General features: G+C 44.2%; 22 protein-coding genes. 18 read left to right on the plus strand and 4 right to left on the minus strand.

Translation table 11 applies throughout. From position 1 onward, the window contains the following. Positions 1-201: 201 nt before the first annotated feature. From G3570_RS14515 to G3570_RS14585, 15 genes are all read left to right on the plus strand, one after another. Positions 202-681 carry an NADH-quinone oxidoreductase subunit A gene (locus tag G3570_RS14515; RefSeq protein WP_165143547.1) on the plus strand — a complete coding sequence of 160 codons (480 nt, stop codon included), beginning with the start codon at positions 202-204 and terminating at the stop codon, positions 679-681. A gap of 17 nt (positions 682-698) precedes the next feature. After that, complete coding sequence (locus tag G3570_RS14520; protein WP_165143548.1) at positions 699-1,220, plus strand: NADH-quinone oxidoreductase subunit B; 522 nt, start codon at positions 699-701, stop codon at positions 1,218-1,220. A gap of 8 nt (positions 1,221-1,228) precedes the next feature. Further along, entirely contained in the window at positions 1,229-1,702 is a 474-nt protein-coding gene (locus tag G3570_RS14525; protein ID WP_249067138.1) for an NADH-quinone oxidoreductase subunit C, read from the plus strand. A gap of 14 nt (positions 1,703-1,716) precedes the next feature. Then, a complete protein-coding gene (locus G3570_RS14530) occupies positions 1,717-2,859 on the plus strand; it encodes an NADH-quinone oxidoreductase subunit D (protein WP_165143550.1) in 1,143 nt (380 codons plus the stop codon). A gap of 25 nt (positions 2,860-2,884) precedes the next feature. Beyond that, positions 2,885-3,919, plus strand: a complete 1,035-nt coding sequence (gene nuoH / locus G3570_RS14535) for an NADH-quinone oxidoreductase subunit NuoH (protein WP_165143551.1) — start codon at positions 2,885-2,887, stop codon at positions 3,917-3,919. An 18-nt stretch (positions 3,920-3,937) separates the two neighbouring features. Beyond that, positions 3,938-4,525 (plus strand): NuoI/complex I 23 kDa subunit family protein, encoded by a 588-nt coding sequence (locus tag G3570_RS14540; RefSeq protein ID WP_165143552.1) that lies wholly within the window; start codon positions 3,938-3,940, stop codon positions 4,523-4,525. Between the two features lie 10 nt (positions 4,526-4,535). Continuing rightward, positions 4,536-5,045, plus strand: coding sequence for an NADH-quinone oxidoreductase subunit J family protein (locus tag G3570_RS14545; RefSeq protein ID WP_165143553.1), 510 nt, complete (start codon positions 4,536-4,538; stop codon positions 5,043-5,045). Beyond that, positions 5,038-5,391 (plus strand): NADH-quinone oxidoreductase subunit NuoK, encoded by a 354-nt coding sequence (gene nuoK, locus G3570_RS14550; RefSeq protein WP_165143554.1) that lies wholly within the window; start codon positions 5,038-5,040, stop codon positions 5,389-5,391. Before G3570_RS14545 ends, nuoK begins: the two co-directional genes overlap by 8 nt. 38 nt (positions 5,392-5,429) lie before the next feature. Further along, positions 5,430-7,469, plus strand: coding sequence for an NADH-quinone oxidoreductase subunit L (nuoL, locus tag G3570_RS14555; RefSeq protein ID WP_165143555.1), 2,040 nt, complete (start codon positions 5,430-5,432; stop codon positions 7,467-7,469). Between the two features lie 36 nt (positions 7,470-7,505). Further along, on the plus strand, positions 7,506-9,092 hold the full coding sequence (locus G3570_RS14560; RefSeq protein WP_249067140.1) for a complex I subunit 4 family protein: 1,587 nt from the start codon (positions 7,506-7,508) through the stop codon (positions 9,090-9,092). A gap of 58 nt (positions 9,093-9,150) precedes the next feature. Then, the gene (locus G3570_RS14565; RefSeq protein ID WP_165143556.1) at positions 9,151-10,647 is read left to right on the plus strand and encodes an NADH-quinone oxidoreductase subunit N; all 1,497 of its coding nucleotides are present in this window, start codon (positions 9,151-9,153) and stop codon (positions 10,645-10,647) included. A 49-nt stretch (positions 10,648-10,696) separates the two neighbouring features. Continuing rightward, positions 10,697-11,146, plus strand: coding sequence for a hypothetical protein (locus G3570_RS14570; RefSeq protein ID WP_165143557.1), 450 nt, complete (start codon positions 10,697-10,699; stop codon positions 11,144-11,146). Between the two features lie 495 nt (positions 11,147-11,641). Then, complete coding sequence (locus G3570_RS14575; RefSeq protein WP_165143558.1) at positions 11,642-13,327, plus strand: potassium channel family protein; 1,686 nt, start codon at positions 11,642-11,644, stop codon at positions 13,325-13,327. Positions 13,328-13,468: 141 nt separating this feature from the next. Beyond that, positions 13,469-13,675, plus strand: coding sequence for a hypothetical protein (locus G3570_RS14580; protein WP_165143559.1), 207 nt, complete (start codon positions 13,469-13,471; stop codon positions 13,673-13,675). Positions 13,676-14,185: 510 nt separating this feature from the next. Continuing rightward, positions 14,186-14,557 carry a hypothetical protein gene (locus G3570_RS14585; protein ID WP_165143560.1) on the plus strand — a complete coding sequence of 124 codons (372 nt, stop codon included), beginning with the start codon at positions 14,186-14,188 and terminating at the stop codon, positions 14,555-14,557. A gap of 372 nt (positions 14,558-14,929) precedes the next feature. Here the strand turns inward: G3570_RS14585 and G3570_RS14590 are convergent, their stop codons facing one another. The 3 genes from G3570_RS14590 to G3570_RS14600 form a co-directional block, all read right to left on the minus strand. Continuing rightward, a complete protein-coding gene (locus G3570_RS14590; RefSeq protein WP_165143561.1) occupies positions 14,930-15,304 on the minus strand; it encodes a hypothetical protein in 375 nt (124 codons plus the stop codon). A gap of 196 nt (positions 15,305-15,500) precedes the next feature. Continuing rightward, positions 15,501-16,100: a DUF6940 family protein gene (locus G3570_RS14595; protein ID WP_165143562.1), complete on the minus strand. Its 600-nt coding sequence runs from the start codon at positions 16,098-16,100 to the stop codon at positions 15,501-15,503. 174 nt (positions 16,101-16,274) lie between these two features. Further along, positions 16,275-17,039 (minus strand): sugar phosphate nucleotidyltransferase, encoded by a 765-nt coding sequence (locus G3570_RS14600; protein ID WP_165143563.1) that lies wholly within the window; start codon positions 17,037-17,039, stop codon positions 16,275-16,277. A 254-nt stretch (positions 17,040-17,293) separates the two neighbouring features. Here G3570_RS14600 and mnmG point away from each other — a divergent pair, with 254 nt between their 5' ends. The 3 genes from mnmG (at position 17,294) to G3570_RS14615 (ending at position 20,953) form a co-directional block, all read left to right on the plus strand. Beyond that, positions 17,294-19,183: a tRNA uridine-5-carboxymethylaminomethyl(34) synthesis enzyme MnmG gene (mnmG, locus tag G3570_RS14605; protein ID WP_165143564.1), complete on the plus strand. Its 1,890-nt coding sequence runs from the start codon at positions 17,294-17,296 to the stop codon at positions 19,181-19,183. Positions 19,184-19,282: 99 nt separating this feature from the next. Then, positions 19,283-19,924 (plus strand): RsmG family class I SAM-dependent methyltransferase, encoded by a 642-nt coding sequence (locus tag G3570_RS14610; RefSeq protein WP_165143565.1) that lies wholly within the window; start codon positions 19,283-19,285, stop codon positions 19,922-19,924. Between the two features lie 84 nt (positions 19,925-20,008). Beyond that, positions 20,009-20,953 (plus strand): helix-turn-helix transcriptional regulator, encoded by a 945-nt coding sequence (locus tag G3570_RS14615; RefSeq protein ID WP_165143566.1) that lies wholly within the window; start codon positions 20,009-20,011, stop codon positions 20,951-20,953. Between the two features lie 213 nt (positions 20,954-21,166). On the opposite strand, the gene pckA is transcribed toward G3570_RS14615, so the two are convergent. After that, on the minus strand, positions 21,167-22,759 hold the full coding sequence (pckA, locus tag G3570_RS14620) for a phosphoenolpyruvate carboxykinase (ATP) (RefSeq protein ID WP_165143567.1): 1,593 nt from the start codon (positions 22,757-22,759) through the stop codon (positions 21,167-21,169). Positions 22,760-22,799 lie beyond the last annotated feature (40 nt).

The following is a 22,799-nucleotide window of genomic DNA, read 5'->3' on the forward strand; positions in this document are numbered from 1 at the left end:
TTCATGAATGTGAAAATGACATATTCACAACAAGTATATGTAATGCAACAACCAACTCGATGCAATTCAGACGTAATGAAGTATGAGAGCTATTTTATAAATAGCAGCATTCGGGCAGTGGGGGCAAAATAAAAATTTAAGTTAATTTTGGATATTAAGGTATAAATATCAAAATAATGAAAACTCATCAGTACATATCCTATGCTTGCTGAATTTGGAAATATCTTACTCTTCCTGATTGTAGGAATTCTTTTCGTAGCCATGAGTCTCATGGTGGCCAAATTTCTTCGTCCTGATCGTCCAAATGCCGAAAAGCTGGCAACCTATGAGTGCGGGGAAACCCCTTTCGGTTCGGCCCGCGTACAGTTCAATAACCGCTTTTATATCATCGGATTGATGTTTCTCATATTCGAAGTGGAAATACTATTGTTGTTCCCCTGGGTGATGGTATTTCAGGAGATCGGATGGTACGCGTTTACAGCCATGATCATCTTCGTCTTCCTAATCTTTATCGGATTTGCCTATGAACTTGGTAAGGGCCACCTGCAATGGGATCTCCCCAAACCGGTGATCCCTACCTATGTCGAAGGCGTCGGAGTTGTGGAAGAAGCAGATGAGGAAGAAGAATCCCCGGTTGCAGAACCGATTATGGAGACAAATCTAAATCCCAAACCCAATTGAAATAGGATGATTCACTTATGGGACTTCTAGATAAAAAATACCACGACAGTAACATCATTATCGTCTCGCTTGAAAGCGCCTTAAACTGGGCCCGCAAATCATCATTGTGGTATGAACAGTTCGGTCTGGCATGCTGCGCTATCGAGATGATGGCTACCGCGGCTTCCGAATATGATTTTGATCGATTCGGCGTCATTCCACGCTCTTCGCCCAGGCAAGCGGATGTAATGATCGTGGCAGGTACCGTGACCTTGAAAATGGCTTCACGAATTGAACGACTCTATGAACAGATGTCAGAACCCCGCTATGTAATAAGCATGGGCTCCTGTTCAAATAGCGGAGGCCCTTACTGGGAGCACGGTTACCATGTTCTAAAAGGAGTGGATAAGGTCATTCCGGTTGATGTCTATGTACCCGGATGTCCTCCAAGGCCAGAAGCTCTCCTGGAAGGTTTCCTGAAACTACAGGAACGTATCACAAATGAAACAATCGTTGAAGAGAAAGAAGCAGAGAAACAACCCGTGGAGGCTGAATCCTGATGAAAGAGATGAGTGACATATTCGAATACCTGAATACTACATTTGAGGAGGGACTCTCCTATAACGAAGCGGAAACCGGACAGTCGTGGGTCCTTGTCTCTGCACCTACTATAAAGGAGGTTTGCAAATTTTTGAGAGATGATGAAGAGCTCCGGTTTAATTACCTCATGTGCTTGAGCGGTGTTCACTACCCAAAGGAAAACGAACTGGAAGCGGTGTATCATCTGCATTCTACAATACATGGACATACCCTGGTACTGAAAGTTAGAGTTCCGGAAGAGGAGCCCCATGTGCCTTCTGTTGAATCCATTTGGAAAACAGCAAACTGGCATGAACGTGAAGCCTACGATTTGGTGGGTATTCATTTTGAAGGTCATCCGGACCTCCGGCGCATACTTACCCCACAAGACTGGGAAGGGCACCCGCTTAGAAAAGACTACGAACAACAGGAATCATACCGGGGAGTGACCACAGGAATCTAATATCATTTGCACCTATGAAGACCGAAGTATTGACACAAGAAGCTGATAAGAGGACGATGACCATAAATATGGGTCCACAGCACCCTTCTACTCACGGTGTGCTGCGCCTCGAGGTAACGGTAGATGGCGAAGTGGTGAAAAAGGCCAAGCCCGACATCGGATACCTGCATCGCTGCTTCGAAAAATATGCAGAATCTCTGGGTGACTATGCAAAGGTTGTTCCCTATACCGACCGCATCGACTACGTATCAGCCATTAACCAGGAAATGGGCTATGTCATTGCCGTCGAAAAACTGCTGGAATTGGAAATACCCGAAAGGGTGGAATATATGCGGGTGATTCTGGCTGAACTGCAACGTATTGCAAGTCACCTTCTGGGTATCGGTACCTTCGGGCTGGACCTCGGTGCCTTCACCCCTTTCCTCTACTGCTTTATCGAAAGGGAAAAGATTCTTCGAATTCTGGAAAAAGCAAGCGGTGCCCGCCTGCTCTACAATTACATCTGCATCGGTGGATTGATGCGTGACATACCGGATGATTTCAAAACCGAAACACGGGAGTTTATTAGCTCTTTCCGCCCAAAAATCGATGAGCTAAACGAACTGCTCACCACTAATAGCATTTTTATTGACCGAACTGCAAATATCGGTGTACTGCCTGAGGAAGTAGCGCTTAATTACGGGGCTTCCGGTCCCATGTTGCGCGGGTCAGGCGTTTCCTGGGATATCCGAAAAAATGATACCTATTCCATCTACGATCGCTTTGAATTCGATATCCCTGTCGGCAGCGGCGAAGTAGGCACTACGGGAGATTGCTGGGACCGTTACATCGTGCGGGTTCGCGAGATGATTGAGAGTCTTAAGATCATTGAACAAGCCCTCGATCAAATGCCCGATGAAGGAGATGTGCAGGAAGCCGTACCGAGAAGAGTACGTCCTAAGGAGGGTGAAGTCTATGTTCGTACCGAGACCCCAAGAGGCGAGCTGGGATATTATATCGTAAGTGATAATTCCTCCGGCCCCTATCGCGTGAAAGCCCGAACACCCAGCTTTGTGAACCTGAGCATTTTACCTGCTATTTCAAAAGGGGCGCTGGTATCTGACCTGGTTGCCATAGTAGGAAGTATTGACATTGTATTAGGAGGAGTGGATCGATGAATAAACCTGAGAATGAAAAGATCTTATGCTAAATACGCTTGAAAATATTATCCCTTCGCCAGTCATTGCACTACTAATCTTTGTAGCACTACCGCTGGTACTGGTCAGTATTTATGCACTCTTTGCCATTTGGATGGAACGCAAGGTGGCAGCTCATATACAAGACCGGCTGGGACCTATGCGTGTAGGCGGGTGGCACGGCTGGGCCCAAACCATTGCCGATATGCTGAAACTGCTGCAAAAAGAGGATATCATTCCGACCAATGCCAGCCGTTTTCTATTTAAGTTGGCACCTTTTCTTCTGTTTGCCGCATCGTACGCGGCATTTTCAGTTATTCCATTTAGCAGTGCCTACATAGGCAGTTCCGTAGATATTGGTGTGTTTTATCTCCTGGCCATTACTTCCCTGCTTACATTAAGCGTCCTCATGGGTGCGTGGGCATCCAACAACAAGTGGTCGTTGCTGGGCGGTATGCGTACGGCGGCCCAGATGGTAAGCTATGAAGTGCCCACCATAATGTCCGTTTTGTCGGTGCTGGTGGTAGCCGGCTCGCTGAATCTGATGACCGTAACCGAAATGCAGACGGGCAATACAACACTCGGTTTCTTGCCCGACTGGCTGATATTTCAAAATCCCTTCCTGCTGATCGCCTTTGTCATTTTCTTTATCTCTATCGTAGCCGAATCACACAGGGTGCCATTCGATCTACCCGAATCGGAATCGGAGCTGGTAGCCGGTTTTCAAACCGAATATTCGGGCATGCGATGGGGAATTTTCATGCTGGCGGAATATGCCGACATGCTGTTGTTGTCACTGCTGGGTTCGGTACTCTTTTTCGGGGGATGGAACAGTCCTTTTGGAGAATTCATGGCAGGTCCGATTTGGGGTTTCTTCTGGTTTATACTGAAAGGCATGGTGCTGGTTTTTGTAATGATGTGGATGCGGTGGACCCTGCCCAGATACCGGGTAGATCAGCTGATGCAAATCTGCTGGGGCTTCCTCATACCCATCTCCTTTGTAAACTTTGTACTGATCGCACTATGGGAAATGATTTTTTAAAGCTAGAACAATAAACCTATGGTACATGCACTGAAAAAAAGCCTGGTAACACTCAAATCGATCCTAACTGGGATGAAAGTGACCATGCGCCACCTTTTCCAGCCTTCGGTAACCATTCGATATCCCGATGTACGAGATGAACTGCCCGAAACGGCCAGAAGCAAGCTCTATGTGAATATTGACGATTGCATTGGCTGCAAGCTTTGCGAAAGAGCCTGCCCTGTAAATTGTATCTCCATTGAAACCGTACAGGCTACCTCTGACGTGGACTTGGGAAAAACCTCTACAGGCAATCCCAAGAGGTTCTGGGTTACCAACTTTGAAATAGATATGGCGAAGTGCATGTATTGCGACCTGTGTGTTCCTCCCTGTCCGACAGATTGCATCACCATGGTTCCAGAATATGAATACTCGGAATTCGACCGAAATAACCTGCTATTCCAATTCAGTGAATTAAGTCCTGATAAAGTGGAGGAAGTAAAGGAGAAGTTGGAGAAGGAGCAGGAAGAAAAGCAAAGACAAAAGGAAGAAGCCGCAAGAAAAAAAGAGGCCGAAAAAAACAAAAGCGAAGATTCACCGGCCGAAACAAAATCGACAGAAGAATAGAGGAATAAATATGGATGTCAGTACCTTGGTTTTTTATTTCTTCTCGCTGGTTACCATAGTATCTGCCGGCATTATGGTATTCTCTAAAAACATTGTGCACTCAGCCTTTGCACTAATGTTCTCCCTACTGGGCGTAGCGGTTCTTTACGTGCTGCTTTATGCCGATTTTATCGCAGCCACTCAGCTACTGGTCTATGTCGGCGGCATTCTTATTCTGATTCTATTTGGCATGATGCTTACCAGCCAGGGGCTTACTGAAAAATTCGAGGCAGTGACCGTCAACCTGCTTCCTGCTTCCCTGTTGGCAGCAATTACTTCTGTCCTCTTGATTTACAGCTACACCACGACGACATGGCCTACAGTAATTCCCGAAGAGCGAAGCAGCACCGTTTATGATCTTGGAATACTGCTCATGAACGATTATGTGCTGCCATTTATCGTAGTTGGGGTACTGCTGCTGATTGCCATTATCGGGGCCATTTTAATGTCAACTCGCCTAACCGCTTCGACCAATGAATAACCTCTTGATCACGGCCATATCAAACGCAGTATTGCTCAGTGAACCGGCACTTGAACACTTTTTGATTGTCGGTGCCCTGCTTTTTTCCCTGGGAGTTCTGGCTGTACTGTCCAGGCGCAATGTCATAATGGTTTTGATGGGTGTGGAGCTGATTCTCAATTCGGCGAACCTGAATATTATTGCCTTCAGTCGCTTCACAAATCTCTCTGTGGAGGGTCATATGATCGGCCTTTTCGTCATTATCATCGCAGCTGCAGAAGCTGCTGTCGCACTCGCCATTGTGTTAAATATGTACAATCGTCATAAGACGGTTAATCTCGATGAAATTAATTCGCTAAAAGGATGACAGGCATGAGAACTATTAACAATAACCGGAAATAAGGCATGTATACATCATTACCACTAATTATACTGGCGCTTCCTTTACTGGGATTTGTGTTGCTCATTTTTTTCGGGAAAAAACTGCCTCGCAAAGGTGACTGGTTGGGAACCGGCCTGCTGATTACCGCATGCATCCTCTCCCTGGTAATGCTTTTTGACAAATTTCTTGCTCATCCTTCTGAAACGTTTGGCAGCAGCTATGAGTGGCTGGTTATCGGAAGCTATAGTATTAGCTTTGGCATTGCTATTGACAACCTGGCTTCGGTAATGCTCTTGGTAGTGACTCTCGTGAGCGCCCTGGTGCACCTATTCTCTATCGGATATATGAAAGATGATGTCAGGTACACCCGGTACTTTGCCTACCTAGGCTTATTCTCCTTTTCCATGCTTGGCATCGTCCTCACTGACAACCTGCTCTTTATGTACATCTTCTGGGAACTGGTGGGTATCAGCTCATACCTGCTTATCGGGTTTTGGTATGAGAAGAAGTCCGCATCCAATGCCGCGAATAAAGCCTTTATTGTTAACAGGGTGGGCGACTTCGGTATGTTCCTTGGAATCATGATCCTTTTCGTCAATTTTCACACCTTCACTTTCGATGAGATTTTCCGCCTTCTGGAATCCGGTCAGCTACCATTTGAAAGTACAGGTTGGCTGACGGCTTCGGGATTGCTGATCTTCTGCGGGGCCATCGGTAAATCAGCCCAATTCCCGCTACAGGTTTGGCTGCCGGATGCCATGGAAGGTCCGACACCTGTTAGTGCACTTATACATGCAGCCACCATGGTAGCGGCCGGCGTATATCTGGTTGCCCGTATCTTCCCCATGCTTACCGCCGATGCCCTGCTCGTTGTAGCATATATCGGGGCCATTACCTCGTTCCTGGCCGCCTCTGTTGCCCTTACACAATTCGACATAAAGCGGGTACTCGCCTTCTCTACCATAAGCCAGCTGGGTTATATGATTCTGGCGCTCGGGGTGGGCGCCTACACAGCCGGCTTTATGCATCTGGTTACGCATGCGGCTTTTAAAGCGGGACTCTTTCTGGGTGCCGGAAGTGTAATTTATGCCATGCATAAGATCCTGCATGAACAGGGAGATCACCATACCGATGCCCAGGACGTACGTAATATGGGAGGGCTGAAATCAAGGATGCCCATCACCTATTACACCTTTTTGGTCTTTACGCTGGCCATCTCGGGCATACCTTTGACTTCCGGTTTCTTGAGCAAAGATGAGATCCTGGCCGGTACACTGGCATTCAGTAGCATGAACGGACACTGGCTGCTCCCAATGCTCGGCTTTTTGGTAGCGGGAATGACAGCTTTTTACATGTTTCGCTTACTGTTGCTCACTTTCCATGGGAAGCCGTCAAATGAAGAACGAATTGCCGGTATTAAGGAATCTCCACTGGTCATGACCATCCCATTAATGGTACTCGCTACGGTTTCCTTCTTTGTCTTTTACAGTTTCAATCCATTTGGGGCTGCTGATGGATGGTTTTATGAGTTCATAGACAGGCCCCTGAGCATCGTACCTGCAGCCCTTCAGCCGGCCGGACTGAGCCTCTTTAACGAACATCTTCATGAGGTCCACGGATCAGCCATGGGGTTGTCAATACTGTTTGCTTTAGGCGGTATTCTGCTTGCCTTGGCAATGTATTACTGGAAGAAAATTGATGCCTCCAGCATGGTCAAAAAAGCCGGACCGCTCTATAAAGGCTCGCTCCACAGCTGGTATTTTGACGAGCTTTATGACCGGGTATTTGTCAACGGCCTGTTTTTATTGACGCGCATCTCCAAATGGTTTGATGAGCATATTATCGATGCCATTGTAAATGGCACAGCATGGGTAACCAAAGCAGTTTCAAGCTTCACAGGTCTGTTTGACGATTACATTGTTGACGGACTGGTAAACGCTACAGCGAGAACCGCTGATCACGCCGGCAACCTATTGAGCAAGGTTCAGACAGGAAATATTCAAACTTACCTCGTGTATGTGGTCTTCAGTTTTCTGATTCTGTTTTTCCTGCTGATTCAATGAACATTTAACATTCACTATTAATGCGACGCTGAACATATGGAATTTCAATTTTTGGGACTTGGCATACTAAGCTGGATTGTATTTATACCGATTCTTGGAATGGCATTAGTGTTACTGCTTCCTGATTCAAAACGCGATGCCATGCGATGGACGGCTGCGGTTGTAACCGGCATTCAGGTCGTATTGGCCGGAATTATCTACATGTCTTTCGATCAGGCAAAGACCGGTATAAACAACATAGAAAGCCTGCAATTTGTAGAACACTTCAACTGGATTACGGTTGACGCCGTACCATGGGTGGGCAAAGTCAACATCGACTATTTTCTGGGACTAGATGGACTCAGTATCCTAATGGTGATCCTCACTGCATTAATTGCCTTTGTCGGGGTTATCTCTTCCTGGAATATTAAAAAAATGGTAAAGGGATACTTTGCACTCTACCTGCTGTTGATCACCGGAATTATGGGTGTCTTTGTAGCGCTGGACTTTTTCCTCTTCTTTATTTTCTGGGAAGTCATGCTGCTGCCCATGTATTTCCTTATTGGTATATGGGGTGGCCCGCAACGGGAATATGCAGCCATCAAGTTTTTTCTCTACACATTCGTGGGCGGTATTTTGATGCTTCTCACCATGCTTGCACTCTATTTTAGCGTTGCCCATACAGATCCTGTTACCGGCGAATCGGTTCATACCTTTAATATTCTCCACATGATGAATCCGGAGAATTTTGTGGATGGCGGACTGCTATCCGGCTGGGATACTACCTGGCGTTATGTAGCCTGGATGGCACTGTTTATCAACTTTGCCATTAAGATTCCGGTATTCCCCTTCCATACGTGGTTGCCTGATGCCCACGTACAGGCGCCCACCCCGATAAGTGTCATTCTTGCCGGAGTTTTGCTGAAACTGGGAGCTTACGGGTTGCTACGAATTAATTTTCCAATACTACCGGACGCCACACTCTACTTCGGTTACTTCATGGCCATTCTCGGCATGATTAGTATTATCTACGGTGCCTTGTGTGCCATGGCCCAGGAAGACTTTAAAAAACTGATCGCCTATTCATCGATCAGTCACATGGGAATTGTGATCCTGGGTATAGCAGCTTTCAATACGCAGGGAATGGTCGGAGGCGTGCTTCAAATGTTCAACCACGGCATCATTACTGCGGTACTCTTTCTTTCCGTGGGCGTCCTTTATGACCGCGCCCATACACGGGGACTCAACGACTTTGGAGGCATGGCCAACCAAATGCCACGCTATACCGGAATTGCCATGATCGGTATGTTCGCTGCTATGGGGCTTCCGGGACTCAATGGTTTTGTCAGTGAGCTCTTCTCTTTCCTCGGGGCCTTTGAAACCTACCGGTGGATCACCATAATATCGGTAACCGGCATCATCATCACGGCTGCATACATACTATGGACCATCCAGCGTATTTACCTCGGTGAAGTGCCCGACCGCTGGAAAGAACTGAAAGATCTCACGCTACGGGAATATATCAGCCTGGTACCTCTGATTATTCTCATTATCCTCCTTGGAATTTATCCCTCACTGGCCATTGATCTCATAAACAGCTCGTTAAGCGGTCTGGTTGAACTGATAAGTGCTGGAGGTGTATGATGAAGAAAGCTCCAAGTCGATCAAACATCAATTTATCTAACAGAACTATTCACTGATTATGGATCAACAGATTCTTCATAGTATCGGCTGGTTTTATCCTGAGATCATACTCGTACTTACGCTTTGTGTGATCATTCTTGCCGACATCATTATAAAGCGGGATAAAATGATCGGCGGCCGGATTTTGCTTGGCGGACTCATTCTCTCCGGGGTAGCCATACTGTTTCAAGTGGGAGTCAACGAATCGGTCTTTTTTGACCTGGTCGCTGTAGATGCTTTTGCCGTTTTCATGAAGCTGGTCATAATAGTGGCAGCAATCTTTGTAGTTCTCTTTTCCATGAACAGCGCAGAGCTGAGTAGCTACCGCTCTCGAATAGGTGAATTTTATATGATGCTTTCCGGCATGGTGCTGGGAATGCTGCTGATGGTTGGTGCTACCAATGTGTTACTCATGTACCTGGCCTTTGAAGTCACCAGTATCAGCTCCTATGTATTGGTGGGTTTCACCAAAAAGTCAGGACGTTCTTCAGAGTCATCCATGAAGTATATTATCTATGGTGCGGTGTCATCGGGCATCATGTTATATGGCCTAACGCTGCTGATCGGTATAACCGGGGCAACGGATATATATGGTATCAACGAAACCTTGAATGCCGGTATTTCCCAACCTACCATGTTCAACCTGTCAATTGCTATGATCCTGGTAGGCATGGGCTTTAAGGTGGCAGTTGTCCCCTTTCATTTCTGGGCTCCCGACATATACGAAGGCGCACCCTTTTCTATCGCGGCAATCCTCGCGGTGGCATCCAAAATTGCTGCTTTCGGACTGCTCATTCGCTTCTTTTCGGTGTCATTTGGCGCTGTCGAAACAGCAGGTGGCGGAATATGGGAAATGCTGTTTACGGATCAAATTCCCTGGGATCTTATTATTGGAATAATGGCTGCTCTTGCCATGATTGTCGGAAATCTCACTGCACTCATGCAGGATAATATCAAGAGGATGCTGGCATATTCAAGCATAGCCCATGCGGGCTATATTCTAATGGGCGTGGTCATATTTTCTGAACAGGGCGTATCATCCATCCTGGTATATCTGTTCATCTATTTGTTTATGAATCTGGGAGCTTTTTACACTGCCATGCTCTTTTCCGACTCTGTCCATACCGAATCTATCGAAGGCTACAAAGGACTAGGACACCGGGCTCCCCTGGAAGGCATCAGTATGACGATCTTTCTGGTTTCACTCACCGGGCTACCGCCCACAGGCGGATTCATAGCCAAACTCTATATATTCGGGGCGGCCGTTAATGCCGGTTGGATCTGGCTGGTAGCCATAGCCGGTATAACGACGGTTATCTCCCTCTACTATTATATCCGAGTGGCTAGAAACCTGTTTCTCTTTAAGCCTGAGCCCAATTCTGAAAAACTCACGTTTAATCTCAAGTCCAAGTTAATACTTGGGTCATTATTGGTACCGACCCTGTTTTTGGGAGTGTATTTCACTCCACTCATAGAATTTGCAAAACAATCAATAACCATATTAGGACTAAATTGAACATGAAATTTCCCTAAAACGTCAACATTCACTAAAAATACCGACTGTTATGAATGATGAACGATTAACCAAGCTGTATGCCAAAGCTGATAAATTGCTGTCAAAGGCTACCGAAGAACTGTACAAGCCGCAAGAGGATGTTGTGAACTACTCCGCATGTATTTCCTCGAGAAGTGCACTATATCATTTTCTGGGATGTATGTACCTTCATTTTACCGATGAAGAAGTAGACAAATCACTGGAAGAAGGAAAAATGAGTATTGATGAACTGCTCAATTTTGCACGACAGTACAGCAACGAATTAGGTGAGATCAATTTTGATATCATGCGCTGCAGCTGCGAAAATGTTGAAGATATTCTCAATAATGAGGAAATCTACTTCTGCAACAATACGGAAATAGTTCAGGGTTGTACAAACCTGGCAAAAAAGGTCAAGAAGCTGGTCATAAACAATGCTTTTGATGGTGTTGCCCCCAGTACAGAACCTTTGGAAGGTTAAACATCAGTACACTCTGTCGATTAACTACTACCAAAAATGCACCGGCATTTTAAAATACCATGCCGTATAATTTCTATGTCTAAACGTACCGACGGCAACCTCTCACTATCTCAATTTATCATTTACACACCTTTCTCCTGCTCGCCTCTTTGTGCCATAAAGTAACCGCACCGTTTACTACTTATTGCTTATCTTAAATCCAACGTTTTAATAAAACCGACTCAGCTCTCCCCCTCTTTAATCAGACTACAATAAATGGTCTCTTATCTCATATCGGTAGACAAACTATCTAGGTAATTCGGGAAAAGATGGGTTAAGTCTGTTCATTTTGAAAAGTAAATCTAGCTATGAGTCCGGCTAAGAATATTTACAGCAGCCAAACTTTTGAATCATAAACCTTCCAATTCATTTTAGCAGTTGATTTTTAAGTTATGCGAAGTTCAACTAATATTGATAACATATTTAGCATCATTCTTAAACCTATAGTCTTTATTCTTGAAATTCTTTACCTCGCAACTTACGCAAATCATATCCAGCAGGGGTACCAAATATAATCTGAAGCGATTAGCCAGATTCTTGGGAGTTCTACTGTTGCTCATAGTCATTTACTCGGTTCTGTTTCACTATATCATGGAGTATGAAGGCCGGTATCATAGCTGGATGACCGGCTTTTACTGGACCCTTACTGTCATGTCTACGCTTGGCTTCGGTGATATTACCTTTACAAGCGACCTTGGGCGTGCTTTTTCTGTGATTGTGTTAATATCGGGCATGCTCTCTCTTTTGATACTACTTCCTTTTACCTTCATCCAATTTTTTTACGCACCGTGGCTTGAGGCACAATCCAGGGCAAGAGCACCCCGAGAACTACCGGAGAAGACCCGCGACCATATCATTATTACCCATTATAATCCCATCACCAGGGCTTTCATGAAAAAGCTTGAGCAGTATAACTATACTTATGTACTGCTGGAAAGTGAACTGTCTAAAGCATTGGAATATCATGATGAAGGCTTTAGTGTCGTTTTTGGAGATATAGATGATCCGGAAACCTATAAAAAACTTAGAGTTACTCAGGCTTCCATGGTGGTAACCGCCGGTACCGACATGGTTAACTCCAACATCTGCAATACCGTACGGGAACTGGATGAGGATGTCACAATTGTAGCGACAGCAGACTCTGCGGACTCCATTGACCTACTCAAAATGGCCGGTTGTAATCACGTAATGCGCATGGGTGAAATGATGGGAAGAGCCCTTTCGCGTAGGACCATAGGGCAGGATAGTCGTGTACATGTTGTCGGACGTTTCGACCAGTTGGTTATCGCAGAAGCGATGGCTTATCAGACTCCATTGGTTGGTAAAACACTCAAAGAAAGTCGCTTGCGAGAACAAATGGGTATTAATCTTGTCGGTATTTGGGAACGGGGCAAGTTTAACAAACCACACCCAGAGTTAACTATCAAAAACGAAAGCGTACTGATCATGGCCGGTTCTCCTGAACAACTAAGGACCTATGATGAATACATGGCCATCTATCGCTCCACTTCCAGTCCGGTGATTATTGTCGGTGCGGGTCGCGTTGGACGCGGAATAGCAGATGCTTTTGACGAGCGCGGCCTGAACTACCGAATCATTGATAAGAATCCGGATCGTATGAAACAGGATGAAAGGTATATCCTCGGGGCGGCTGAAGATTTCAGTGTACTCGATCAAGCGGGTATCAATGAAGCACCCTGTATTCTGGTTACCACGCACGATGACGATATGAATATCTATCTCACAATATATGCCCGGAAATTGCGACCCAATATACAGGTCATCAGCCGTTCAACCCTGCAACGCAACGTGTCAACGCTGCACCGTGCCGGTGCTGATTTTGTTCTATCCTATGCGACCATGGGTGCAAATGCCATATTTAATATCCTGGAACGCAATGACATTCTTATTGTGGCGGAAGGTCTGAATGTGTTCACAGTCAATGCTCCACCAGCGCTTAATGGAAAAACCTTGATTGAATCACAAATTCGACAGCAGACCGGATGCAGTGTTCTCGCTATCAAAAAAGAAGACCATCAACTTATTAATCCGGATCCTGATGTCAGTATCACAGAACAATGCGAGCTGGTGATGGTCGGTACCGATGAAGATGAGGTTACATTCATGGAGCTGTACAGGTAGTGAAACATATAGTTACCTCATTACTTAAGTTAGTTTAGCAACCGCCTTACCTACCGGTTTGAAATATCCGATATCGTGAAGGATAGATTATCAAATGAAAATTGTTACATAGGTAAATCGAATCAGTAAGGAGCTAACATTATGGGTATTAAAGATAAAACAAGAAAAGAACTGGAAGAACGAGTCAGGGAATTGGAAAATATCATTGCACATAAAGGTGTCGGATCTTCCTACCTGCAGAAAGCCGAGCGTATTCAACGAGATATAAATATAGCCCTGCTGCTGGGTGCAACAACCGCTGTGGTTGGCTTGACGGCTTGGGCTGTATATAAATCCCGGGGCGAGTAACGGATAATCTCGCCATTTTTATTAAGCAGATTATACTGCCTTTTTGGGGGCAGTTATCTGATTCGTATTAACCTCATTGTCACCTAAGCTAAGGTAGAATCTTAATATTTGCTTGTATATACAATTTTTATTCGTCTGCATTTCTATTCTCATCATTTATTGTATTTACAACCAGTCACTCATTGCAATAAAGCTTTTCAAAGCAATTTTTCACGAGATAAATGAATTGACAAACACCCGAAGTTAAAGAGCTGCAAGGAGTTTAACGGGAAATGTTAAATTTATCTAACATTCCATATTAAGTCTCAAATCATTAATAAATTGGTTTTAGTTTCTAATAAGAAGTAATGCTACAGGAAGGGTTCCCTAAGAGAGTACATTAGTGATTTTGGGTTGGTGGATGCGGGTGTTGATAGAGATTAACACTTAGCAGCGCGTATAAGAAATATTCTGCCAATCTAATGCCCTGCCTGTACGATAATATCGAGTAATTAAGGGTCTACCGGCATTTTGAAAACTCTTGGCTTACAAATAGCAGTAGCACTGCTGATATCACTGGGCTTTATCAACCCGTTCACTAAATACAGCGGTCAGGTCTTCTTAAATACGTTCTGGCAGGTTGAAGAAATCAGGGGAGAAGAAACCTACTTTATCCATTGGAAAGTAGAAGCTAATGCCGACAGTCTTCAGTTTATCTACTTCTGCGGCGATGACACCACCTATTCCGATGTAAAAAAGAGCAGCAACGGGACCTTTTCAGATTCTCATCGCTCGGAATGCAATGCACGGACCAAAGTTGTCATCGATCCATTTATTCAAAACGACCGGCATATTGAATTCATAGATATTCCCTTCATCAAGTCATTGCCTGATACGCTGTAACATCCAAAGATCCCCCTTGCTGCTATCCCTTATGCCACATATTTGTAAAGAGTTCTGCAATTTATTTTAAGGAAGTAATTAACTACAGGTTGCTTAGTTTATAGTTTTCTAAATCCCCTACTGTCAAAATTTATAGATTATCTCGACCTTCCATTTGGCCGATTATCTTTTGTGTTTTTTCCACTGGTCATAGGCAATCGGCACGATAAAAAACATCCAAACGATTGCACTGATAATAATTGAACTTAAATCGATTTCCATCCTGGTAGTATTTTTGATTTAAAGCCTGCCGTTGGATTAAATAAATGCAGGTTTCACTCTGCACGACCGGCGAGTTAATTTTTAAGTAGGAAAGAGTTACTAAAGGATGGTCTATAAGAAAGAATGAAATGGATAGATGATCTTCTTTCGCTGCAGCAGAAGAGCAATATTTTCTGTATCAGCACCAATACCCGCTTTATTGCCGTATTGCGGTACGCGAACAAATAGAATCCCGAAAAGATCCATATGCAGGTCGCCAAGCTCTACATCAGTCAGAGAGTCAATCTGCAAAATGCCGGGTTTTGTCTGCCGGTTATCCGGATAGGCAAGTGGCTCTCCCTGAGAGTGGGCATTGGAGAGAATACTTTGAACGGGAGTTTGTAAGAAGAGAGACCGATGCTCGGAGGCGGATGCACAGAACGCTGCTGCGTTCCATGCAAAGAGAATAGCTGCTACAAACAGCGCGATTTTTGTCGGTCTGTTCATCGTTACAATATACAAATTCTGCTACTATTTTACACTTAACGACGAAGCGGGTGACTAATTATTTGTTCATTCTCTTTTTATTGAGTGATCTAAAAATTGAATATTCTTAAAGATGCCAATACCTGCCTGTGGGATACTGTTGCACCATTTCAATTCGGAATGGTCAACCCTGGCGATACTATCCGGTTAATAATTCTCAACCTTGGGCATCCCGGGCATAAGGCCGGTGCCGATAATATTTGGGGATTGAGTCAAGACGAATATGAAGCCATGCTACACCGCCTCCGGCAGTATTGAGCCACAACGGGCGATTTGATAGCATCTTTTCTGTTACCCTACCCGTTTCTTTCCAAAGGACATGCTGTTGGTCTAATGGGGCTGACTCCGTGAAAACTCCTATATGGGAATAGTTATTTGACGGACGAACAGGCACGGGAGCAACCAGCCGTGCATCTCCTCCCAGATTGTCAAAAACCGCCACCTGTTCCCCAAGCTGAAGATTCCTGAAATAGGATCGGAAAGGTCCGGGATCGGCCGGAAGATCGATACCGGGACTTTTATAAACGACGAATTCAAACCGGCGATCATAATTGTCTCGTGTAACCGGCGGCGTTTCCCATTGATACGCTTTGAAAGGAATCTCTTCCTTCAGCAAATTGATATAAAAAGAGCGGAAGGATTCACTATCCTGCAGGAGAGAAATAAAATATTTATATCGCAAAGGCTCCTCATCCCGGCTAAGTAAAAATTGATAGGATTCTCCTTCCTGTATTACGGTTTTTTGAAAACGAAACATACTGACAGGTCTGCTGAAAGATATCTTTAGTTAAGACTAGAATACCTGATTTTCTTACTTACTTCCATTTTTTACACGATGAGATTATAAACTTAGCACCCGGATTTGGCATAAATAGAAGTTAAAGGTTGAACCTAGCTACCTAACTCAATGAAATTTAGTAAATGAAAAGTTTTATTTATACTGGCCAAAGGCTGCCTGAGCTTTAGCATAACCATCGAAGTTTCCGGTGTCGTGTCGCTTTAGTCCTTTAGGTAATGAACTAGCTAACACAGTACCACCTTTCCTGAGTAATTCATTTACTCCGGCCGTCAGCTGCAGTTCACCATCCTCATCGCGCTCTGCATTTTTTAAGGCATCAAATAGATCCGGCGTGAACAGGTACCTGCAGGTGGATGCCATAGGTTCTGATATACTAATTGAATCAGGTTTCTCTATAATAGTCTCTACTTCAAACAATCCGTTCGTTTTTTGATCTGCAAGTTTAACAATACCTCTAGAACCGGCCTCTTTTTTTGGCACCGGATAAATGGACATAACCGCGTCCGGGGAATTCTTTTGAAATATTTCTGACATCCCCTGAATGACTTTCTCAGTTTTTTCACCCGCAAGTGGTGCATCCGAGAATATGACGAGGAACGGAGAACCATCAACAAACTCCTCTCCGGTGAGTACGGCTTCACCCGGGCCACCTGCTGAATCATCGATCTTAATTGTTATGTTTCCATCATCTTGAAAATACTCCCCTATTTCCTCATGATCGGATCGAGTGGGGATCAATATTTCCTTGACTCCGGCTGCTCGGATTTCATCTACTATATGGTGAAGTACCGGTTTCTTACCCAGCGGGAGCATTGGTTTGGGGATATATGAAGAGAGTGGTCGCATACGTTTACCCAAACCTGCTGCCGGAATGATTGCTTTGTGGAATGCTGTCATTAATACCTTAAATCTAATAGTAGATTACTAATAATAATTAAGGAGACCGATCGGTTCATTCCATTTTCCTTTTTATCCTATTGATTCAAATATATGTATTTGCCGGGTCTAAAATTTTTCCTGCAAATATCTTATTTTAGGAAACTTGCCTTGATATGCTGCTCATTCTATAAATCAAGCAGTTTCTACCAGTATTACAAGGCTGTATAACATAATAACAACTTATAAGTGTAACATAAACATACACTTAATCAATGAAATCGCTTTATCCATCTTACGACGTAATTGTAGTAGGTGCCGGTCATGCAGGCAGTGAAGCCGCCGGAGCCGCTGCAGAAATAGGGGCCAAAACCCTGCTCATCACCATGAACCTGGACGCCATAGCCAAAATGTCTTGCAATCCGGCTATGGGTGGTGTAGCTAAGGGACAACTGGTCCGGGAAATCGATGCCTTAGGCGGCCTTTCCGGAATTGTTGCTGACCAAAGCGGGGTACAGTTTCGCATGCTAAATATGAGTAAGGGTCCTGCGATGTGGAGCCCGCGTTGCCAAAGCGACCGCGCCCTCTATTCCAAAAAGATGCGTGATCAGCTTGAGAAAAAAGAAAATCTTCATTTCAGGCAAGACAATGTCGTTGATGTAATTACCACCGATGATGGTAAAAAAGTAACCGGCGTCAGAACACAGACCGGGCAAACCTTTGAGGCGCAATCGGTTATACTTACAACCGGTACTTTTGGGAATGGGTTGATTCATATTGGGGAAAACCAGTATGGTGGCGGACGCTCCGGTGAGCGAGCTTCTGTAGGTATTTCTGCCGCCCTTGAAAAACTAGGATTTGAAGTCGGTCGACTGAAGACCGGAACTCCCCCGCGCATCGACGGTCGTTCTATTGATTATGACAAACTTGAAATTCAGTACGGAGATGAGGAACCTCAACCTTTTTCTTTCCTTACAGAAAATCTTCCCACTAAAGAGGAACAGCTTACCTGCTGGATAGGCTATACTAATGATGAGGTTCACGACATGCTTCGCACCGGCTTTGATCGGAGTCCGATGTTTAACGGACGTATCCAATCTACCGGACCGAGATATTGCCCGAGTATAGAAGACAAGATAAATCGCTTTGCGGATAAGGATCGTCATCAGCTTTTCCTGGAACCTGAGGGCTGGGATACCTATGAAATGTATCTGAATGGCTTCTCAACCTCACTGCCTGAAGATGTTCAGTTTAAAGCCTTGCGTACCATACCGGGCTTTGAGGAAGTTGTAATGTTGAGACCGGGATATGCAATAGAGTATGATTACTTCCCTCCTCATCAGATAAAGCGAAGTATGGAGACAAAAATTACAGAAGGACTATTCTTCGCAGGACAAATTAATGGTACAACCGGTTATGAGGAAGCAGCATGCCAGGGACTTATGGCAGGTATCAATGCAGCCAGAAAAGTCAATGGGGACGAAGAGTTTATAATAAAACGCTCGGAAGGATATATCGGCGTACTCATTGATGACCTAATTACCAAGGGCACTGAAGAGCCCTATCGCATGTTTACCTCCCGGGCTGAACATCGCATACTGCTTCGTCAGGATAATGCCGACCTTCGGCTCACCGAGCTGGGGCATAAAATCGGTCTCGCATCTGAAGAACGCTTCAAGAATTATAAAGAGAAAAAGCAGGCCATCGACAAGCTGCATGACCTGATTGCTGACTATACCGTCTACCCCGAGAAGATGGACCCCATGCTTAAAGAACAAGGTACAACGGTTCTTTCCCAGCCGGTTAAGGCCAAAACCCTGATTCCAAGACCGGAAATTTCCATCTACAATCTCATTGAGGCAGATCCGGAACTAAGAGAAAAAGCAGCAACCATAACCGAAGATCCACGCGTCTATGAACAAGTAGAAATACAGATCAAATACGCCGGTTATATAGAAAAAGAGTTTGAAATGGTGGAGGAGATGAATCAAAAAGAAAACATGCTCATACCGGAAACACTTGAGTATGAACGCATTAACTCTCTTTCCTCAGAAGGACGTCAAAAACTAAATCGCGTAAGACCCGAAACCCTTGGACAAGCCAGCAGAATCAGTGGTGTAACCCCCAGCGATATTTCCGTCTTAATGGTTTATTTAAAAAACTAAATCGAAAAGGGCTATCACAGATCTTAAGACTCCAAAAAATTAAATAATCAGCGTGTATTCATATTATCTGTATCATCCGCGTTCTATAAAATGTTCCACGTGAAACAATCAGATATCACATACCATGATGTTCCACGTGAAACCTTTCTATACGTAGACGAACTGATAGATCAAAACAAAGAACAGCTTAACACCTATCTGGATCGCCTGCTATGGTGGAACAAGCGCATTAACCTTGTAAGCCGGGATGTTCCACGTGAAACAATCTTTGAACATATACGTCATTCCCTTCTTATTCATAGACTTCCGGCGTACCAAAATAGCTCTTTAATTGTAGACACCGGTACCGGTGGTGGATTACCCGGGATGCCCCTTGCCATCACTTCACCGGAAAAAGAGTTTATTTTAAATGACATAGTGACCAAAAAAGTAATGGCCGTAAAACAAATGGCCCGCACCCTTGGTCTCAAAAATGCCTCAGCCGTTGACTTTTCTATAGAAAAAGCAACTATAAACAGGGAGTTTCTGATGGTTACCAAGCATGCTTTTAAGATAAATGACCTCGTGCAAATGACTTCCGGCTTGCCCTGGCAGAACATTATATTTTATAAAGGAATGAATTTTGCCGATGAAATTTCCGGACCCTCTGAAGAATTTTCCGTTAATGCTTATGATTTGTATAAAGAAAGCCGGGAGTCTTTTTACAAGAATAAAGCCCTAGTGGTAATTTCCCGTTCTTAAATTCCTTCACTTAGAACACTTCTGAAAAAGCTCTATCTTTGTGCTTCAATAAAGAGTATCAAAGCGGTAAACTAACCTCATTGTATGAAAAGTTCAGAGCGCCGGATGAAGCTTATTCTGCTTCTCCAACAGTCCAACCACCGGCTTACTGTAAATGATATAGCCGAAAAATTCGACATCAGCCGCCGTACGGTATTCCGGGATTTCAATGCCCTATCCGAATTGAATGTTCCGGTTACCTGGGATGAATACAGCGGTTATGGTATCATGCCCGGATACAAAATCCCACCCCTCATGTTCACATCCAAGGAGTTGGCCACTATTATGGTGGGACTCAATTTTGTTAAATCCCAGGTCGACAAAACACTGGTGGAAGATGCGGAAGGTGTGGAGTTGAAAATCAAAGAACTCCTGCCGGATGATCTTCGGGAGTTCATGGAATCTTTAGAAGAGCGTACCGTGGTCGATCCCTATATGAATTACGGAGCCGAAAAAATAGACGGCGGGAACTGGTATCTGATCAGCAGCGCCATCTCCCAAAATAAATCCATCGGTTTTGATTACCGAAGCAAGAGTGATGAGAAAATGACCAAGCGAAAAATCGACCCGTATCTAATCGTATTTTTTCGCGACCATTGGAATGTCATTGGTTTTTCCCACAAAAGAGAGGCAATTCGAAATTTTGTGCTCGATCGCATGTCAGAGATACAAATTTTGGATGAAAAGTTTGTGCCTTACGGGCAAATCGACACAGAGGCACTTATTTTTCGGTCTGACGAGAGTTCGAGCAAAATAGTGGTAGATGTATCCGAATCTGCTTTGCGCCGATTTGAAGCTAATCTACCGGCTAAGATTATTAAGAAAAAAAGGATTAATCCTAATTTATTTAGGTTGAGCTTTTTGTTTGATAATCTTGATTTTATTAATGAGTGGCTCCTGCAATTTCCAAGAGAAGTTGTCATAGCCGAGCCGGAAGTATTAATAGAAAAAAGAATCAATCTTCTTGAAGTTATGATGGATGGAAAATAACAAAGTAATAGTATTTACTATTATTTATATTACATATTTATCAAATTATATATGTGTTGTATTTTTTAGTTGTTTACTTGCCAGGCTTCAATTTTTTCCCACATCATAATATTATACTCACCTATTGATTTTATTGTGTATATACAAATAGTCCGTTAATAAAAAGCCCGGAATTGTTATCCGGGCTTTCTGTCTTTTCCTATTTGCGGTTTATCAAATTTCAGGACCCGCCTCCCGAATATAGCTGTGACTGTCATCCTTATACTTTTCGAAGTTTTTCATGAACAGTTTTGCAAGCTTATCTGCCTGACGGTCATAATCTTTAGGGTTCTCCCAGGTTTCTCGTGGCAGCAATATTCCTGAATCTACATTCGGACATTCTTTGGGTATCTCAAATTTAAACACGTCATCTTTTATGGAATCAACATCATCCAGGTCTCCTGCATGAATGGCATTGATAATGCTTCGAGTCTGTTTGAGATCAATTCGCTTGCCGGTTCCGTAAGGGCCGCCGGTAAGTCCCGTATTCACAAGCCAGGCTTTGGCATCGTGCTTACGCATTTTATCGGCCAACATTTCAGCATATTTCGTTGGCGGCCATGCCAGGAAGGCGGCTCCAAAACAAGCTGAGAACGTTGCCTCCGGTTCATCAACCCCCACTTCGGTACCTGCTACCTTTGCAGTATAGCCGCTGATGAAGTGATACATCGCCTGTTCCGGTGACAATTTACTGACGGGCGGCAACACACCGAATGCATCATAGGTCAAAAATATCACATTACGCGGGTGTCCGGTGACACAGGGAATTTTGGCATTCGAAATATATTCAATCGGGTATGAAGCCCTGGTGTTCTGGGTGATCGAGGTGTCCTTGTAATCAACTTCCCTGCTCTCAGGATCATAGCCAACATTTTCCAGCACCGTACCAAATTTAATTGCATTATAGATTTCAGGTTCTTTTTCTTCAGAGAGATCAATCGTCTTTGCATAACACCCTCCTTCTATATTGAACACACCGTCTTCACTCCAGCAGTGTTCATCATCACCGATCAACTTGCGACTGCTATCGGCCGAAAGGGTGGTTTTACCTGTACCTGAAAGGCCAAAAAACAAAGCGACATCATCATCGGACTCTCCTTCATTGGCCGAGCAGTGCATGGAAAGTACGTTTTCCTTTGGCATGAGATAGTGCATGACAGTAAAAATGCCTTTCTTCATCTCCCCGGCATATTCGGTACCAAGTATAACCATCTGTCCGGTTTCGAAATTAACATCCACACTGGCATCGGAGGTCATCCCTTCGGTGTATTTATTTGCAGGAAATTTCCCGGCATTGTAGACTACAAAATCGGGTTCACCGAAATTTTCAAGCTCTTCCTCGGTAGGACGAATGAGCATATTCTGCATGAATAAAGCATGATAAGCCCGTTCAGTTATGATTCTTACTTTCAAACGATAGTTGGGATCCCAGCCGGCAAAGCCATCAATCACGTACAGCCGTTCGCGTGTATTAAGATAATCTGTGGCTCTTTGATGGTTGATTTTAAAAGTATGCTTGTCCAGTGGAATGTTAATTTTTCCCCACCAGATTTCATCCTTAACTCCATCTGTTTCTACCACTCGTTTATCAGCCGGACTTCTTCCTGTTCTTTTGCCGGACCGTACCACCAATGCCCCTTTATTGGCAATTACAGATCCCGTATCATTCTTGATCGCTTCTTCATAAAATTGCGCCGGCGCTGCATTGCGTATGATATTATTTACTTTGATTCCATGTTTGGACAAATCTATTTCCTTTCTGGGCATGACTTTGATGTTTTGTCTTTTGATTTTGAGTTCCTGTTAA

Origin of the sequence: Halalkalibaculum roseum, assembly GCF_011059145.1 — a bacterium.
GTDB classification, from domain to species: domain Bacteria; phylum Bacteroidota; class Rhodothermia; order Balneolales; family Balneolaceae; genus Halalkalibaculum; species Halalkalibaculum roseum.